Below are 16,316 nucleotides of genomic sequence, written 5' to 3'. Positions count from 1 at the left end.
CGTTAGACAGGTGAATCCAAGGTTAGGGTATGCCTTTTTTACACGATATCCGGAAATGGCTCGAGGCTCCTGTCCAGGATTCCATTCATATAGGCGATGGCGATGCCGTAGTTTGTCATTGGAATTTGCTGATCCTCTGCACATTTCAGACGATACTTCATTTCCCTCTCGCTGAGTGTACAGCCACCGCAATGGACGATCAAAGCATAAGGGGACAGATCGGCCGGAAATTCGGTTCCGCTTGTGAAAACGAATTCCAGTTCCTTGCCGGTATAATTCCGGATCCAGCGCGGTAGTTTCACCGTACCGATATCTTCGCACTGCCGATGGTGCGTACAGCCCTCAGAAACCAGTATTTTATCACCATCTTTCAGACGCTCCAGCATGCGGGCACCTTGGACATTGGATTCCAGATTGCCCTTGTATCTTGCAAACAGGATGGAAAATGAAGTAAGATGTATATTTTCCGGGGTGTCCGCCGATACCTGTTTAAATGCCTGACTGTCCGTAATGACCATGCGAGGTTTCTTCCCTAGAGAAGCAAGTGTTTCTTTCAACTCCGTTTCCCTGGTGACAACGGAGACGGCACCGGCTTCCAGAATGTCACGGATTGTCTGCTGCTGAGGAAGAATCAACCTTCCTTTGGGGGCTGCAGAATCAATCGGAACCACCAGAACAACAACATCATTTGGTTTTAACAGATCGCCGACAATTTTCAATGTCATATTCTCGGCAGGCACCTGTTTTGCAATCATTTCCTTCAGCTCATAAATGTTCTTGCCGGTAGCTGCACTGACAGAGATACAGTTCTGTTCGGTCAGCCACCCGTCAGGAATCGGAGTGTCAGCAATCGCTTTGATGAATTCTGATGAACTTAAAGTTTCTATCGTGTCTATTTTGTTTCTTGCAACCACGTATGGAATTCCTTTTTCCCGTATCCGCCTCAGAATTGCAATATCTTCGGCAGTCATTGGAAAGGACGCATCTGTAACCAGAACAGCAATATCTGTTTTGTTCAGAATCTGATAAGATTTCTGGATACGAAGCTGGCCCAGTTCACCTTCGTCATCAAGACCGGGAGTATCGATCATAACAACCGGGCCCAAAGGCAGTAGTTCCATGGCTTTCAGCACCGGATCAGTGGTAGTCCCGGCGATATCAGAGACAATCGCCAGACTCTGACCGGTTATTGCGTTGATCAGGCTGGATTTCCCTGCATTTCGTTTTCCGAAGATCCCGATATGGATCCGCTCAGCTGAAGGAGTTGTATTTAATCCCATAATAGCCTCCTTATTTTCGATTTCAATTAGAATCTAAAGTCATTTCCTGTTCCGTTTTCAATTGCTTCCAGATGTTCGATCACTTTGGCGCGAACTTTGTCGTTTGGAATATTTGCCAGCTCTTTTTGAAGGATTGCATCACCGACTGCTTTGGTTTCAGGTGAAGCGTAGTCTACCAGATATTCTTTTAAGGTCATCAGAGCATTCGGATGGCAGCAGTTCTGAATCTGCTGGCTTTTGCAGAGTGACATGAAGCGGTCGCCGGTACGGCCTTCTCGATAGCAGGCGGTGCAGAAGCTCGGAATATAATCCATGTCCATCAGCCACTTCACGACCTGGTCGAGTGTACGTGTATCGCTGACATCAAACTGCGCGGAAGACTCTTCGTCCGGCTCCGGTTCGGCATAGCCGCCGACGCTGGTCTTGGAACCGCCGCTGATCTGGGAAATGCCAAGATGCAGTACGCGCTCACGACATTTCTGGCTCTCGCGGGTGGATACGATCATGCCGGTGTATGGAACTGCGATGCGGATGCAGGCTACGATCTTGGCGAAGGTATCATCATCGATTCCGTTAGTGAATGCAGAAGCATCAATGTCATCTGCGTTTCTCAGACGAGGAACACTGATGGTATGCGGGCCGACTCCGAAGACCGCTTCCAGATGTTCTGCATGCATCAGAAGACCCGCAAATTCGTAACGATATTTATCGAGACCGAACAGCACGCCGAGCCCTACATCATCAATGCCTCCTTCCATGGCGCGATCCATAGCTTCTGTGTGATAATCGTAATCATGTTTCGGCCCTGTCGGATGAAGCTCCAGATAGCTTTCTTTATGATAGGTTTCCTGGAACAGGATGTAGGTTCCGATTCCTGCTTCCTTAAGTTTGCGGTAGTTTTCAACTGTCGTGGCGGCAATATTTACATTGACGCGGCGGATCGCTCCGTTTTTGTGCTTAATACTGTAAATCGTCTTGATACTTTCCAGAATATATTCGATTGGATTGTTCTTCGGATCTTCACCGGCCTCCAGCGCCAGCCGTTTGTGTCCCATATCCTGAAGCGCGATAACTTCCTTACGGATTTCGTCCTGTGTCAGTTTTTTACGTGGAATATGTTTGTTTTTCATGTGATAAGGGCAATAGGTACATCCGTTAATACAGTAGTTGGAAAGATAGAGCGGAGCAAACATAACAATTCGATTGCCATAAAAATCTTTCTTTATTTGCTCGGCGAGATGGTAGATTTCCTGGTTCTTCTCATCATTCTCGCAGGCGAGAAGAACGGATGCTTCCCGGTGGGAAAGCCCCTTGCGAAGCTTCGCCTTCTCTATGATCCGGTCGATTAATTCAAGATTGTTTTTATTTTCATCAGCGTACTGGAGTGTCTCCATAATTTCCTCATGGCTAATAAATTCATCTGCTTTTTTTGATGCTGGATTATACATTTTCGTTTCCTCCTGTGAAATCTTTTAAATTTAATTCCTGATTATGATCCTGGATCGTGACCAGGGAATCGCCTCTTGTGGTCACGATATGATAGCCGATTTCTTCCATTTCCTGTGTCAAAATGGCAAGGCCTTCTGCTGCTTCATCCCCCATGCAGCGTTTGTTATCATATAGACTGTAATTCTTTCGGTTCTCCTGCGGTGACAGATTCGGCATCACAACATTGGCACCCGCGAGAATCCCCATTTTTCTGCCCTCCGGATGGATGGTTGCGAGTGCTGTTGTAGACGGCAGAAGTGTCTTTGGCAGCATCAGCCGGAGCAGTCCGAGCATAAATAAAGTGAGCTCAAGAGTGCCGGCTTTCTCCATGGCGAATGGTGTGGCATGATGGGGAATAAACGGTCCAATCCCAACCATATGAGGATTCAGTTGCTTTAGAAACAACATATCCTCGGCCAGGTATTCGGCAGTCTGCCCCGGTGAGCCGACCATGAAACCACTCCCTACCTGATAACCTGTTTCCTGCAGTGCGAAAAGACACTTTTGTCTGCGAATGGCGGACAATGAGGCGGGATGGAGCATCCGGTAATGATTGGCATTGTAGGTTTCATGACGGAGCAGATAGCGGTCTGCACCCATGTCATGGAACAGCTTGTAGCTCTCTCGGGATTTTTCACCAATGGAGAGTGTGAGCGCACAGTCCGGAAAACGAGTTTTGATTGCCCGGATGAGTACGGCCATCCGCTTGTCCGTGAACCATGCATCTTCGCCTCCCTGCAGGACAAAGGTACGAAAACCAAGACGGTAACCGGTCTGACAGCAATCCAGTATTTCGTCTTCGGTAAGACGATACCGGGCAACAGAAGCATTGCTGCAGCGAATTCCGCAGTAATAACAGTCATTTCTGCAGTAATTGGTAAATTCAATCAGTCCCCGGATATATACATCATGACCATAATACTGATGGCGTACAGCCCGTGCCCGCTCAAATAGAAACTCTGCAAGCTTTGGGGTACGGCCATTGATCAAAGCGATCCATTCGGTTTGGTTCAGATTCCCGGTTTCTTCTAATTTTGTAATGAGTTCTCTCATGAATGGTTCTCCGGTTATTTTGTTTTTGCATAAATTGTCTTTGTACTGATGCCGGGCAGCATTCCGATCTTTCCGGAAAGTGCGCTGATGATATCATTCGGTGCATCCATGGCGATGCTGATAATGGAAATATTTTTTTCCCGATAGGGAATGCCCATTCTTCCGACAATGTAGGAACCGTATTCGCTTAAAAGTGCGTTCAGTTGTTCTACGGATTCGTGGCTGGAAACAATAATTCCGATCAGAGCGATTCGTGAGTCTGCTTCAGACATATGAGTAAAACCTCCTTTCTCGAGACAAATGTGTGACGATGCTATAAATTGTACACGTTTGGCGATAAAGACAGAAAGAATTTCCTCAAAAATGTTGTCAGAATAAAGAAATGAAAATGTATGAAATAATTCGGATAAATGCGCCTTTTTGCTCAGGTTCAACCCTTTGCAATCAGAACGTGTAACTGGGTATAGTATATCATGTTTCCTGCATAAAATCAAAGGAAACAGAGAGCATTCAGGAAAAAGAGTATGGAAATTTATGTAGTAAAGCCACAGGATACGATTTACAGAATCGCACAAAGATATGGGGTGTCTCCGGCGAGACTTGCGTATGATAACCAGACAGCCGGTCAGGAATATCTGGTGCCGGGGCAGGCACTTCTGATTCTTTATCCGGAGATCATACATACCGTAAGGGCGGGAGAGACGACCGGAACGATTGCCTCCATGTATCAGATCAGTGAAAAGCAGCTGTATAGAAATAATCCGTACCTGTTGGATCGAACCTATCTGATCACAGGTCAGCAGTTGATTATCTCATATGAGGACCAGAACAGTCCGGAAAAAAAGGTCAGCGGATATGTGTACCCGTATGTGGCAGGATATATCCTGAGAGAAACATTATTATATATAGATGAAATTATGATATTTTCATATGGATTTACAGAAGATGGAGAGCTGGTGCCGCCGCAAGTGAAAGAAGACTGGATCCTAAGAGAGACAAAAAAATTCGGGGTTCAGCCGTTTCTGGTGCTGACTCCCTTTTCGGAAGCGGGAGTTTTCAACAATCAGCTGATCAAGATTGTGACTGAAAATGCAGAAATGCAGAACACATTGATTGCAAACATTCTGGTTGTCGTGCAGGAAAAAGGATATGCAGGAGTGGATGTTGACTTTGAATATATTCTGCCGGAAGATAAAGAAGGATATGTTAAGTTCGTGGAACATCTGCAAAATGTAATGGCGGAAAACGGATATTCCGTTTCTGTTGCGCTTGCCCCTAAAACATCTGCTGACCAGAAAGGACTGCTCTATGAAGGTATGGATTACAGACGTCTTGGGGCGGCAGCGGATACGGTTTTTCTCATGACGTATGAATGGGGATACATGTATGGTCCGCCAATGGCGGTTGCACCTTTAAACAAAGTGCGGGAAGTTGTGGAGTATGCAGTCACAGAGATTCCGCGTGAGAAGATCATGATGGGGATTCCGAACTATGGGTACGACTGGGAACACCCTTATAAGCGTGGTGAAACACGGGCGGAACTGATTGGAAATGTGGAAGCGGTACGTATTGCTTCGGAAAATGGGGCTGAGATTCAATATGACGAAAAGGTCCAAAGTCCGTATTTCACATACTGGTCCGGAGGAAAACAGCATGAGGTATGGTTCGAAGATGTGCGCAGTATTCGTGCTAAAATGGAGCTTGTCAGAGAAAAGGGGATAAGAGGGTTCGGATACTGGAATCTGATGCGAAGCTTCAGGGCCAATTGGCTGCTGGTGAATCAGGGGGAGAAAGAATAGAAAAGGGTAAAACAGGATAAAACAGATTTGCAGTAGCCCAATAAAAAGAGTATACTTAATAATTATAGTGAATGGACTGTTACAAAGGAAGAGGGAGAGATAAACATGGGAGAAAAAATGAATGAAATGCTGGAAATCTGGAAAAACCAGCTGACAGTTCTTGTAAAATGGATACTGATGTCGCTCGTGACCGGAGGAGTGGTGGGAACGATCGCCAGTATCTTTTCCTACGCAGTTTCATGGGCGACCGCATTTCGGATGGCGCATTTCTGGGTGATCTTCGGCCTGCCACTTGGAGGACTTTTGATCGTGTGGCTGTATAAAAAGGCCGGAGAAGAGAAAAACACCGGAACAAATCTGGTACTTTCCGTTATCCGTTCGCAGGATGAAGATGTACCGATCCGTGTTGCGCCGTTGATTTTGATTTCAACGGTAATCACACATTTTTTCGGAGGGTCTTCCGGACGAGAAGGAGCGGCTCTTCAGTTCGGCGCCAGTGTGGGCGGCTGGATCGGAAGGCGTCTTCACTTGAATGAAAGTGATGAAAAGATCATCATCCTTTCGGGCATGAGTGCGGCTTTTGCGGCATTATTCGGTACGCCGATGGCAGCCGCAATCTTCCCGATGGAAGTTGTGAGTGTGGGGATTATGTATTACTCAGCACTGGTTCCCTGTATGTTTGCATCATTTACGGCTCAGTATGTTGCACTCCTCTTCAAAGTAAGGACGCTGGCACATCCATATCCCGTCGAAGATGTACCTGATTTTTATAGTTTTCAGACCCTCAAATTTCTCATTCTTGCGATTGCGTTTGCCTTGGCCGGAGTTCTGTTTTGTGTCATGCTCCATACCTGCGAACACAAATTTAAAGAATGGTTTGCGAATCCTTATCTGAGAATCGTGGCAGGTGCGGCAGCGGTCATTGCACTTCGGTTCCTTTTGGGAACAGAGGACTATCTTGGACTTGGTGGAGGCGTGATCCAGGCAAGCTTTAAGGGGGGCGTATCACCGGAGAAATTCCTTCTGAAAATGATCTTTACCTGTCTGACTCTATGTGTGGGATTTAAGGGCGGTGAGATCGTTCCGTCGTTATTCATCGGTGCGACTCTGGGATCGGCCATGTCGGCACTTCTTGCACTTCCTCCGGATATCTGTGCGGCGTGTGGAATGGTCGGCGTATTCTGCGCTGTTACAAATAGCCCGATCAGTTCTATGCTGATTGCTTTTGAAATGTTTGGATTTACTGGAATGCCATTTTACTGTAGCGTAGTGGCTGTGAGCTATCTGGTGTCAGGATATTATAGTCTGTACAAGGAACAGCGGATTGTGTATTCCAAGACAGAAAATAAATATGTGGACAGACATACAAAATAAGAGTGAAAAATAGAGAAAACTCGGTTTTTTTGAAAAATACCCTTGAAAAATGAAAATGATTGTGATATTATTTGAAAAAATTTATTTTGCAATGCGATGAAAGAGACTCTTGCTTCTGGAACTTGACAGGAATACGGCGTCACCGACTGAGAGCGCTGTTTGAGGAATGAGGCGAAGGGAACACTCCGGAGCAGACTGGCTGAATGCGGAATGATCAGTGAATGGAGAAAAGGCTTCATATAAAAAGAATTTCAGTAAGTCAGTACGTAAGTGCACGTTACGCACATGAAGTTGGGCTTCCAAGGAGGGAAGTTAATGCGGGTGGTACCGCGGATATGGATATCCGTCCCGGAATACATTGTATTCCGGGACTTTTTATATGCAAAATCAGGAAAAAGGATCCGGAATATCGCCAGGACGGCAAGAAAAGTGATTGAGGAGGATTTAAACCATGGAATTTATGACAGGTGTAAAAGAAAAAGAAACACTGGAGCTCGGACAGCTTCTGGAAGAAGATATGCTGGGGAAAAAGGTTCGTGTAAATGGCGCAGTTCATACGGTACGTGATATGGGAACCGTTGCATTCGTTGTATTGAGAAAAAGAGACGGGCTTCTTCAATGTGTCTATGAGGAGGGAAGTTCTGATTTTGATTTAAAAGAAATCCGTGAAGCAGCTACAGTGGAAGTGACCGGAACGCTTCAGGCATCCGAGAAGGCACCGAATGGTGTAGAACTTAAGATGGAAGAGATTCGTATTCTGAGTACACCCAAAGAGCCGTTACCACTTCAGGTTTCCAAATGGAAACTGAATACATCTCTGGAGGCAAAGCTGAATTATCGTTCTATTTCACTGAGAAATGTAAGAGAGCGGGCAAAATTTAAAATACAGGAAGGAATCGTAAGAGGTTTCCGCGAATTTTTGTATAAACAAGGGTTTACCGAAATTCATACTCCGAAGATCGGAGCAAAAGGAGCAGAGGGAGGTTCGAACTTGTTCCGGTTGGATTATTTCCACAGACCGGCAGTTCTGGAGCAGAGCCCACAGCTCTATAAACAGATGATGGTCGGTGTATTTGACCGGGTATTTGAAACCGGACCGGTATTCCGCGCGGAGAAGCACAATACGAAGCGGCATTTGAATGAATACACCAGTTTGGACTTTGAGATGGGGTATATTGACAGCTTTGAGGATATCATGGCAATGGAAACAGGTTTCCTTCAGTATACGATGAAGCTTCTGGAAAAAGAATATGCAAAGGAACTGAAGATTCTGGGAGTGGAACTTCCGAATGTAGATCAGATTCCGGCTGTACGTTTCGATGAGGTCAAGCAGCTTGTCTCTGAAAAATATAACCGCCGTATCCGCAATCCGTTCGATCTGGAGCCGGAGGAAGAGCATTTGATCGGACAGTATGCAAAAGAAGAATGGGGAAGTGATTTTGTTTTTGTTACCTATTATCCGTCCAAGAAGCGCCCGTTTTATGCGATGGACGATCCGGAAGATGAGAGATTTACGCTCAGCTTCGATCTCCTGTTCCGTGGTCTTGAGATTACGACAGGAGGACAGAGAATCCATGATTATGATATGCTTCTTGCAAAACTGGAAAAACGTGGAATGACCGAGGAGGGGCTGGAGACATATCTGGATACTTTTAAACACGGCATGCCACCGCATGGAGGACTTGGTATTGGAATGGAACGTTTGACTATGCAGCTTCTGGGAGAGGATAATGTCAGGGAAACCACACTCTTCCCGAGAGATTTGAGCAGACTTACGCCTTAACGGAAGAACGTGTGGCTACAAGATACGCTTCTAAAATGATATAAAATCAGAATTTAATAAGTGAAGGAGAATCAGAAAATGGCAAACAAAATTTCCGACGAGACAATCGAATATGTTGGAATTCTGGCGAAGCTGGAGCTTTCCGAAGAAGAAAAAGAGCAGGCTAAATCCGACATGGAAACAATGCTGGATTATATAGATACTTTAAATGAACTGGATACCGAGGGGATCGAGCCGATGTCCCATGTATTCCCGATCCATAATGTGTTCCGTGAAGATACGGTGGAAAACGGAGACGACCATGAGGCCATGCTGTCAAATGCACCGCAGCAGAAAGAGCAGAGCTACAAAGTACCGAAAACATTTGCATAGGAGGAGAACGTAAATGGATATCTTGAGTATGACAGCACTTGAGCTTGGAAGAAAAATAAAAGCGAAAGAGATCACTGTGAAAGAAGCGGTAGAAGCGTGTCTGAAACAGATTGATAAAGTTGAAGATAAAGTAAATAGTTTTGTGACAATAGATAGAGAAAAAGCATTTAATAGAGCGGAAGAGGTTCAGAGAGGAATCGAGGACGGGACTTACACCGGACCGCTTGCAGGAGTCCCGGTGGCAATCAAGGACAATATGTGTACGAAAGGAATGCTTACCACATGCAGTTCCAGAATCCTGGAGAATTTCAATCCTACCTATACGGCAGAGGCGGTTCTGAATCTGGAGAAGGCGGGGGCAGTCATCATCGGAAAGACCAACATGGATGAATTTGCCATGGGAAGTACAACGGAAACTTCCTATTATGGTGAGACGAAGAATCCATGGAATCTGGAACATGTCCCGGGAGGATCTTCCGGTGGTTCCTGTGCGGCAGTAGCGGCGATGGAGGTTCCCTATGCACTGGGATCTGATACCGGCGGCTCGATCCGTCAGCCAAGTTCTTATTGCGGAGTTGTGGGAATTAAGCCGACATACGGAACGGTTTCTCGTTATGGACTCATTGCTTACGGTTCCTCTCTGGATCAGATCGGACCGATCGCAAGAGACGTAAGTGACTGTGCAGCCATTCTGGAGACGATCGCATCGCATGATGTGAAAGACAGTACTTCTATGGAAAGAACAGATACGGATTTCACCAGTGCACTGGTAAATGATGTAAAAGGGATGAGAATCGGTATCCCACAGGATTATTTCGGTGAAGGACTGGATCCGGAAGTGGCAGAACCGATTCTGGAAGCTGCGAAAGTGCTGGGGGCAGCCGGTGCCAGTGTGGAACGATTTGATCTGGGGCTTGTAAAATATGCAATTCCGGCTTATTATGTCATCGCTTCTGCGGAAGCAAGCTCCAATCTTGCGCGATTTGACGGTGTAAAATACGGATACAGAACGGCAGACTATGAGGAGCTTCATGGAATGTATAAAAAAACCCGGTCTGAAGGGTTTGGACCGGAGGTAAAGCGCCGTATCATGCTGGGGTCTTTCGTATTAAGCTCCGGATATTATGACGCCTACTATTTGAAAGCACTAAAAACAAAAGCACTGATTAAAAAGGCCTTTGATCAGGCATTTACCAAATATGATATGATCCTTGCACCGGCAGCTCCGACTACGGCTCCGAAACTGGGATCGTCTCTTAGCGATCCACTTAAGATGTATCTGGGAGATATTTACACAATTTCGGTCAACCTGGCAGGACTTCCGGGGATCAGTATTCCGGTGGGACGTGATTCCAAAGGACTTCCGGTAGGGATGCAGCTGATCGGGGACTGTTTCCAGGAGAAAAAACTATTCCGTGTGGCGTATACGTATGAATGTCTGACTCAAAAGAAATGGATTTCTGATTATGATAAAACACAGACCGCAGGAAAGGAGGAAGCGTAAATGTCAAAACAATATGAGACAGTGATCGGACTTGAGGTCCATGTAGAATTAGCGACAAAAACAAAAATCTTCTGTTCCTGCAGTACGGAGTTCGGAGGAGCGCCGAATACCCATACATGTCCGGTCTGCACCGGTATGCCGGGGGCACTTCCGGTACTGAACAGACAGGTCGTTGAATATGCGATGGCGGTCGGCCTTGCGGCAAACTGTAAGATCACGCAGGTCTGCAAATTTGACCGGAAGAATTATTTCTATCCGGATAATCCGCAGAATTATCAGATTTCGCAGCTCTATCTCCCGATCGCAAGAGATGGATATGTAGAAATTGAAGTGGGCGATACGAAGAAAAAAGTCCGCATTCATGAAATGCATATGGAAGAAGATGCCGGAAAACTGATCCATGATGAATGGGAGGATTGTTCTCTTGTGGATTATAATCGAAGCGGTGTGCCGCTGATCGAAATCGTATCAGAGCCGGATATGCGTTCAGCAGAAGAAGTCATTGCCTATCTGGAGAAGCTGAGAATGATCTGCCAGTATCTGGGGGCATCGGACTGCAAGCTTCAGGAAGGTTCCATGAGAGCTGATGTAAACTTATCGGTTCGTGAAGTCGGATCAAAAGAATTCGGAACCCGAACCGAGATGAAGAACCTGAATTCCTTCAAAGCAATCAGTCGTGCGATTGAAGGCGAGCGTGCAAGACAGATCGAACTTCTGGAAGAAGGCAAGAAAGTGATTCAGGAAACCAGAAGATGGGATGACAATAAAGAATATTCTTATGCAATGCGATCCAAAGAAGATGCGCAGGATTACCGCTATTTCCCGGAACCGGATCTGGTGCCGATCGTGATCAGTGATGAGTGGATCGAAAATGTGAAAGCTCGTCAGCCGGAACTGCGTACAGAAAAACTGGAGCGTTATAAGAGAGAATATGATATTCCGCAGTATGATGCCGAGATCATTACCGGAAGTAAAAAAATGGCGGATATCTTCGAGGCAACAACCGCGATCTGCGGAAAACCGAAGAAAGTATCCAACTGGCTTATGGTTGAGACCATGCGTCTTCTGAATGAAAACGGACAGGAACCGGCAGATATCCGTTTTTCACCGGAGAATCTGGCGAAACTCATCAACCTTGCAGATGCCGGAACGATTAATAGTTCTGTGGCAAAAGAAGTATTTGAAAAAGTATTTGCCGAAGATGTCGATCCGGAAAAATATGTAGAAGAGAACGGATTAAAAACGGTGAACGATGAAGGTGCACTTCGGGAAATTGCAGCGCAGGTAATTGCAGCGAACCCAAAAGCAGTAGAGGATTACAAGGGTGGAAAAGAAAAGGCACTGGGGGCACTTGTCGGTCAGATCATGAAAGCCATGAAGGGAAAAGCGAATCCGGGAATGGTGAATCAGATGCTTCGGGATATGCTGAAATAAGGGACATAAATTCATATTTTAGAACAAGAAAGAGCAGGAAAGTTACTTTTTGGAGTTACTTTCCTGTTTTTTATTTCTTTTCGTATGCCGATAAATAAAAATTTGTTGTCATATTTTTTGTATTGAAAGAATATATTTCAGATATGGATAATCACTGCAGGAAAATCTTCTGCGGTGGAGAAACAAAAGGTTTCAATGTAAGTGGCAAAAGGAGGATCAGAAAATGGGTAATGGAAGAACCCGTACACATTCCGTACTGGCGAGAGCAGCAGCCGTGCTGTTGGCGTTTCTTATGGGAAGTGGGATCCCGTCGGCATCGGTACATGCTGACGGACAGGAAGCTGCGAAAGAAAAAGAGGTGACATCAGGACAACAATTATCTGGAGAAACGCAGGATTCATCCCCGGAACATCATAAGTTTATCCGATATAACGGTGATGACAGCTACACTCTGACACTTAATGTAAAGGGAATGTATGATTCTGAGAAAGTGACACCGAAACTGGATGTACTTCTGATTGTGGACCGATCCGGAAGTATGGATGAAAAATACGGAAGTGGAAACAGCGCACCTACAAGGATGGAAAAATTGCAGGAGGTTGTGACAGGTACGAAGGGTCTGTCTCAGGCAATTCTTGGGAATGATGAGATCGATGCACGGATGGCGGTTGTTGCCTATAGTGGAAAGAAGGGCAGCAAATATGAAAAAGATGCTGCATATAATGATGCAGTATCCATTATACCGAATGATTGGACAACGGATCAAAATGTGGTAAATGTAAATGTCAACGCGATCGAAGCAGATGGAGGAACGAACTGTCAGGCAGGACTTCTCACCGGAGAGGAAGTATTGGAATATGCAAGAGAGGATGCGCAGAAAATCGTGATTTTCCTATCCGATGGCCTGCCCACATTCCGTTACAATGAAAGCGGCTTAACGGTAGGAGAAGGAAATGCTGACTCAAATGGGGAGAATGCGGAAGCGGCTTATCAACAGGCAGCCCAATTGTCCGGACTGTCCGGATTTTACTCGATCGGTATCTCAACAGACAGTTCGTCCAGTTTCCTGAATACACTGAAAGATAAACCGGGAGCAGAAAAGAAAGCGTATTATTCTGCGGCAAATGCCGATGGCCTGGTGAGCGCGTTTCAATCAATCATTTCAGATATTACGGAATATACCTGCCGTAATGTTACGATTGAAGATACGCTGAGTGTGTATGTAGAAGCGGAGGATCCATTTCAGCCGGTAATCAAAGTGACCGATAAAAATGGCAGTGAAGTAACGGAAGTGGTGTTCAAAGGAGAGCAAATTTCTGTGAGCGATTTAATCCGTGTTTCTTACCAACCGGAAATGAAAAAAGTAACAGCCGTTTTCCGGGAAGGATATGTACTCGACCAGGATTATACCTATTCGGTCAGTTTCGATGTGAAGCCGACACAGCTTGCATATGATACCTATGCAGACATGGGATATAATGCGGTCGGAAGCGCGAGAAGTGACGCACCGGGAAATGATACAAGCTCCGGAAAAGATGGATTCTATTCGAATGCGGAAGGAGAAAACGGGCCGACTCTGATTTATACATTTGGAAAGAGTGATGATGCAGCCGTTTCCTGTGCCTCGTATGTGGAAAAGCCGGTCATTCAGGTAAGTGCGCTTACCATTCCGGTTGAAAAGAAATGGGAAAATGTTTCCGAAGAAGATGTACTGCCTCAGGAAGTGACCGTGAATCTCTATCAGGATGACGGAACAGATGCGTATCGGACGGTAACATTAACCGGGCAGGAAGAATGGAAAGGATCCTTCTGTAATGTGGCAAAGGGCCATACATACACGGTCAAAGAAACCGATGTGACCGGATTTGAGAGCAGGGTCGAAGGAGATGAAAAGAATGGGTTCATTGTCACAAATACCAGACTTCCGGATCTTGTTATAAATAAAGAAGTAACCGGGAAAATGGGAGATAAGACGAAAGCGTTTACCATGGTTATACAGATCAAAGATAAAAACGGAAAAGAGGTAAATGGAACATTCTCTTATATCGGAGGACAGAAAACGGATGTCAAGGATGCCAATACGGCAGTACAGGATGGCTTGCTCACTTTTACAAACGGAACAGCGGCAATCGAATTAAAACACGGTCAGCAGATCACCTTGAAGCAGCTTCCTCTGGGAGGAACATTTACGGTAGAAGAATCAGATGAGGGAGCAGCGGGATATAGTGTTTCTTATAATGGCGACTGGACAGAAGAGGCATCGGGCACTCTGGATAAAGACGCACTTGTAGAAGTGGTCAATCAAAAAGATGCGGTCCCGGTGACCGGTATCGTGGAAACTCAGGGTGGTTCGATTTTGGTCTCCGGAATAGCAGGACTTGCGTTTGTTGAAGGAATCTGTGCGTTGACCCTTCGCAGAAGGAGAAGAAGCTGATGGAGTCGGAGAGCAGGAAACCTTCGCTTTGGGAGGATGTACGGTATCTGTTTGTAAAAATAGGGCTGTTGGCCCTGGTAGTGGTGGTGATGGTTACCTGCTTTTTCGGAATCTTTCGTTCGGGTGATAACTCCATGAAGCCGGCAGTTAAGGACGGAGACCTTGTCATAACATGGCGGATTCAGAAAGACTATCAGGCAGGAGATGTCATTGTTCTGGAGAACGATGATAAAAAAGAAATACGCCGAGTAATCGCAGTTGAAGGAGATACAGTGGATTTTACGGAAGATGGAATGGCAATCAACGGATATCTGCAGGTGGAAAGTGACATTTACACAGAGACCCTTCCATATGCAGAAGGGTTCGCATTCCCGTTAACAGTGCAGGAAGGTGAGGTGTTTGTACTTGCCGATCACCGGGAAAATGCGACGGACAGCCGAATCTATGGACCGGTATCCATTGAGCGGACCTATGGAAAAGTCATGACGGTCATTCGGCAGAGAGGGATATAAACGCAGCCCCTTCATGGCTGTGGTTATATAAAAATTAAAGTAACTGTTCAGAGCCAACCTCGAAAACACTTCGTGTTTCCTCAGTGTGGTGTATCCGCCAAATAGATTTGTGCAAAAAAGTGTACACGAATGCAAGCATTCAACGCCCTTTTTTGACAAATCTGCTTGCCTCTGAACAGTTACAAATAAAAAAGAGGAGGAAAAAGACATGATCAAAATGAAACGATTAAGAGCATTGCTTCTTACAGGTGTGATGACAGTAACGATGGCCTGCGGAGGAACCGTAATGGCTGATGAAGGAAAATCACAGGATACGGTGCCGGAAGTGGAGGCAGAAATCACAAAAGTGTTGGAATTTGCAGAAGGTGTCAGTGTGCCGAATGCAAGATTTCAATTTGAAATTACAAAAGTGACCGAAGATGCACCGGATGCAACAATAGAGGATATTACATATTCATCAGATGATGAGACGGGTGATGTGGCAGGCGGAAAATACAGTATCGCAAAGGATAGTAATATTGTATTTGGAACATTTCCGCATGCAGGAGAGTATGTGTATACTGTGACAGAAAAAGCAGATACTTATAAAGAAGCAGAAAATGAAGATATGATCTACTCAGATGCTTCCTATGAATTACATGTATACGTAATCAATGCTGATGACGGACTTACTGTTGACAAAATCACTGCAGAAAAGAACGGTAAGAAAATAGATTGTATTGAGTTCATCAATACATTTATCAAAAATAATCAGAAGCTTACGATCAGCAAGGAAACGGTCGGCGCATATGCGGATAAGACAAAAGACTTTACATTTAAAATAAAATTCATTAAATCTGCCACAGCTGGAGAAGAGACTTCGTACACCGGAAAAATCGGTAATGAAGAAGTGGTTTGTGTTGTTGATGAGGAAAAAGAGTTTGAGCTTCATGACGGTGAGAGCCTGGTGTTTGAAAATCTGCCGGCCGGAACCAGATATGTGGTAACAGAGGTTGGAGCGGAAGACGGCTATACACCGAGTGTGACCGTAGTAGAAAACGGAGTAAAAACGGTTGATGGCAAAACGGCCAAGGAAACGGATTCCCTGACATCCGTTGCTGGTAATCAGACATCCAATCTGGTAGGTGAGAATACCAATACTGCATCATTTACCAACACATATAAAGATGTTGCAATTACAGGAATTGTGGTAAATTCACTTCCGTTTGCAGTTATGATCGCAGCATTTGCAGCTGTGTTGGGAGTGCTGGCAGTTATGAAGAGTCGCAGGAGCTGCCGTTAAA

The 16,316-nt window shown here is 45.4% G+C and carries 13 protein-coding genes; 9 read left to right on the top strand and 4 right to left on the bottom strand.

Features of this window, described 5'->3' with window-relative positions:
• Positions 1–38: 38 nt before the first annotated feature.
• The 4 genes from hydF to ACTNBF_RS05590 are packed head-to-tail and all read right to left on the bottom strand — an operon-like array spanning position 39 to position 4,093.
• Positions 39–1,280, bottom strand: a complete 1,242-nt coding sequence (gene hydF / locus ACTNBF_RS05605) for a [FeFe] hydrogenase H-cluster maturation GTPase HydF (protein ID WP_441088881.1) — start codon at positions 1,278–1,280, stop codon at positions 39–41.
• Between the two features lie 26 nt (positions 1,281–1,306).
• Positions 1,307–2,728, bottom strand: a complete 1,422-nt coding sequence (gene hydG / locus ACTNBF_RS05600) for a [FeFe] hydrogenase H-cluster radical SAM maturase HydG (RefSeq protein WP_427806772.1) — start codon at positions 2,726–2,728, stop codon at positions 1,307–1,309.
• A complete protein-coding gene (hydE, locus tag ACTNBF_RS05595) occupies positions 2,721–3,821 on the bottom strand; it encodes a [FeFe] hydrogenase H-cluster radical SAM maturase HydE (RefSeq protein ID WP_427806773.1) in 1,101 nt (366 codons plus the stop codon). The genes hydG and hydE overlap by 8 nt, the downstream gene beginning before the upstream one ends.
• Positions 3,822–3,835: 14 nt before the next feature.
• Entirely contained in the window at positions 3,836–4,093 is a 258-nt protein-coding gene (locus ACTNBF_RS05590) for a TM1266 family iron-only hydrogenase system putative regulator (RefSeq protein ID WP_427806774.1), read from the bottom strand.
• Between the two features lie 252 nt (positions 4,094–4,345).
• Here ACTNBF_RS05590 and ACTNBF_RS05585 point away from each other — a divergent pair, with 252 nt between their 5' ends.
• The 9 genes from ACTNBF_RS05585 (at position 4,346) to ACTNBF_RS05545 (ending at position 16,315) form a co-directional block, all read left to right on the top strand.
• Entirely contained in the window at positions 4,346–5,620 is a 1,275-nt protein-coding gene (locus ACTNBF_RS05585; protein WP_441088880.1) for a glycosyl hydrolase family 18 protein, read from the top strand.
• A gap of 105 nt (positions 5,621–5,725) precedes the next feature.
• A complete protein-coding gene (locus ACTNBF_RS05580; RefSeq protein ID WP_441088879.1) occupies positions 5,726–6,994 on the top strand; it encodes a chloride channel protein in 1,269 nt (422 codons plus the stop codon).
• Positions 6,995–7,445: 451 nt separating this feature from the next.
• Positions 7,446–8,777 (top strand): aspartate--tRNA(Asn) ligase, encoded by a 1,332-nt coding sequence (gene aspS, locus ACTNBF_RS05575; protein ID WP_427806777.1) that lies wholly within the window; start codon positions 7,446–7,448, stop codon positions 8,775–8,777.
• Positions 8,778–8,855: 78 nt separating this feature from the next.
• Positions 8,856–9,149: an Asp-tRNA(Asn)/Glu-tRNA(Gln) amidotransferase subunit GatC gene (gatC, locus tag ACTNBF_RS05570; protein ID WP_427806778.1), complete on the top strand. Its 294-nt coding sequence runs from the start codon at positions 8,856–8,858 to the stop codon at positions 9,147–9,149.
• A gap of 13 nt (positions 9,150–9,162) precedes the next feature.
• Positions 9,163–10,653, top strand: coding sequence for an Asp-tRNA(Asn)/Glu-tRNA(Gln) amidotransferase subunit GatA (gene gatA, locus ACTNBF_RS05565; RefSeq protein WP_441088878.1), 1,491 nt, complete (start codon positions 9,163–9,165; stop codon positions 10,651–10,653).
• A complete protein-coding gene (gene gatB / locus ACTNBF_RS05560) occupies positions 10,654–12,087 on the top strand; it encodes an Asp-tRNA(Asn)/Glu-tRNA(Gln) amidotransferase subunit GatB (protein WP_427820293.1) in 1,434 nt (477 codons plus the stop codon).
• 223 nt (positions 12,088–12,310) lie between these two features.
• On the top strand, positions 12,311–14,521 hold the full coding sequence (locus tag ACTNBF_RS05555; RefSeq protein ID WP_441088877.1) for a DUF7604 domain-containing protein: 2,211 nt from the start codon (positions 12,311–12,313) through the stop codon (positions 14,519–14,521).
• Positions 14,521–15,033 (top strand): signal peptidase I, encoded by a 513-nt coding sequence (lepB, locus tag ACTNBF_RS05550; RefSeq protein WP_427820295.1) that lies wholly within the window; start codon positions 14,521–14,523, stop codon positions 15,031–15,033. The genes ACTNBF_RS05555 and lepB overlap by 1 nt, the downstream gene beginning before the upstream one ends.
• A gap of 208 nt (positions 15,034–15,241) precedes the next feature.
• A complete protein-coding gene (locus ACTNBF_RS05545; RefSeq protein WP_441088876.1) occupies positions 15,242–16,315 on the top strand; it encodes a DUF7601 domain-containing protein in 1,074 nt (357 codons plus the stop codon).
• The last annotated feature ends 1 nt before the right edge of the window (position 16,316 follow it).

Source organism: Bariatricus sp. HCP28S3_A4 (genome assembly GCF_052066395.1).
Classification (GTDB): domain Bacteria; phylum Bacillota; class Clostridia; order Lachnospirales; family Lachnospiraceae; genus Allocoprococcus.
The sequence above is the reverse complement of the archived record's forward strand: the minus strand, read 5'-3'. Positions and strand labels throughout refer to the sequence as shown.

Excerpts from the sequence above, each read along its gene's own strand:
- gatA (WP_441088878.1), top strand. The coding sequence starts at position 9,163 with ATGGATATCTTGAGTATGACAGCACTTGAGCTTGGAAGAAAAATAAAA.
- ACTNBF_RS05585 (WP_441088880.1), top strand. The coding sequence starts at position 4,346 with ATGGAAATTTATGTAGTAAAGCCACAGGATACGATTTACAGAATCGCA.
- aspS (WP_427806777.1), top strand. The coding sequence starts at position 7,446 with ATGGAATTTATGACAGGTGTAAAAGAAAAAGAAACACTGGAGCTCGGA.
- hydF (WP_441088881.1), bottom strand. The coding sequence starts at position 1,280 with ATGGGATTAAATACAACTCCTTCAGCTGAGCGGATCCATATCGGGATC.
- hydE (WP_427806773.1), bottom strand. The coding sequence starts at position 3,821 with ATGAGAGAACTCATTACAAAATTAGAAGAAACCGGGAATCTGAACCAA.
- ACTNBF_RS05555 (WP_441088877.1), top strand. The coding sequence starts at position 12,311 with ATGGGTAATGGAAGAACCCGTACACATTCCGTACTGGCGAGAGCAGCA.
- ACTNBF_RS05580 (WP_441088879.1), top strand. The coding sequence starts at position 5,726 with ATGGGAGAAAAAATGAATGAAATGCTGGAAATCTGGAAAAACCAGCTG.
- lepB (WP_427820295.1), top strand. The coding sequence starts at position 14,521 with ATGGAGTCGGAGAGCAGGAAACCTTCGCTTTGGGAGGATGTACGGTAT.
- hydG (WP_427806772.1), bottom strand. The coding sequence starts at position 2,728 with ATGTATAATCCAGCATCAAAAAAAGCAGATGAATTTATTAGCCATGAG.
- gatB (WP_427820293.1), top strand. The coding sequence starts at position 10,654 with ATGTCAAAACAATATGAGACAGTGATCGGACTTGAGGTCCATGTAGAA.
- ACTNBF_RS05590 (WP_427806774.1), bottom strand. The coding sequence starts at position 4,093 with ATGTCTGAAGCAGACTCACGAATCGCTCTGATCGGAATTATTGTTTCC.
- gatC (WP_427806778.1), top strand. The coding sequence starts at position 8,856 with ATGGCAAACAAAATTTCCGACGAGACAATCGAATATGTTGGAATTCTG.
- ACTNBF_RS05545 (WP_441088876.1), top strand. The coding sequence starts at position 15,242 with ATGATCAAAATGAAACGATTAAGAGCATTGCTTCTTACAGGTGTGATG.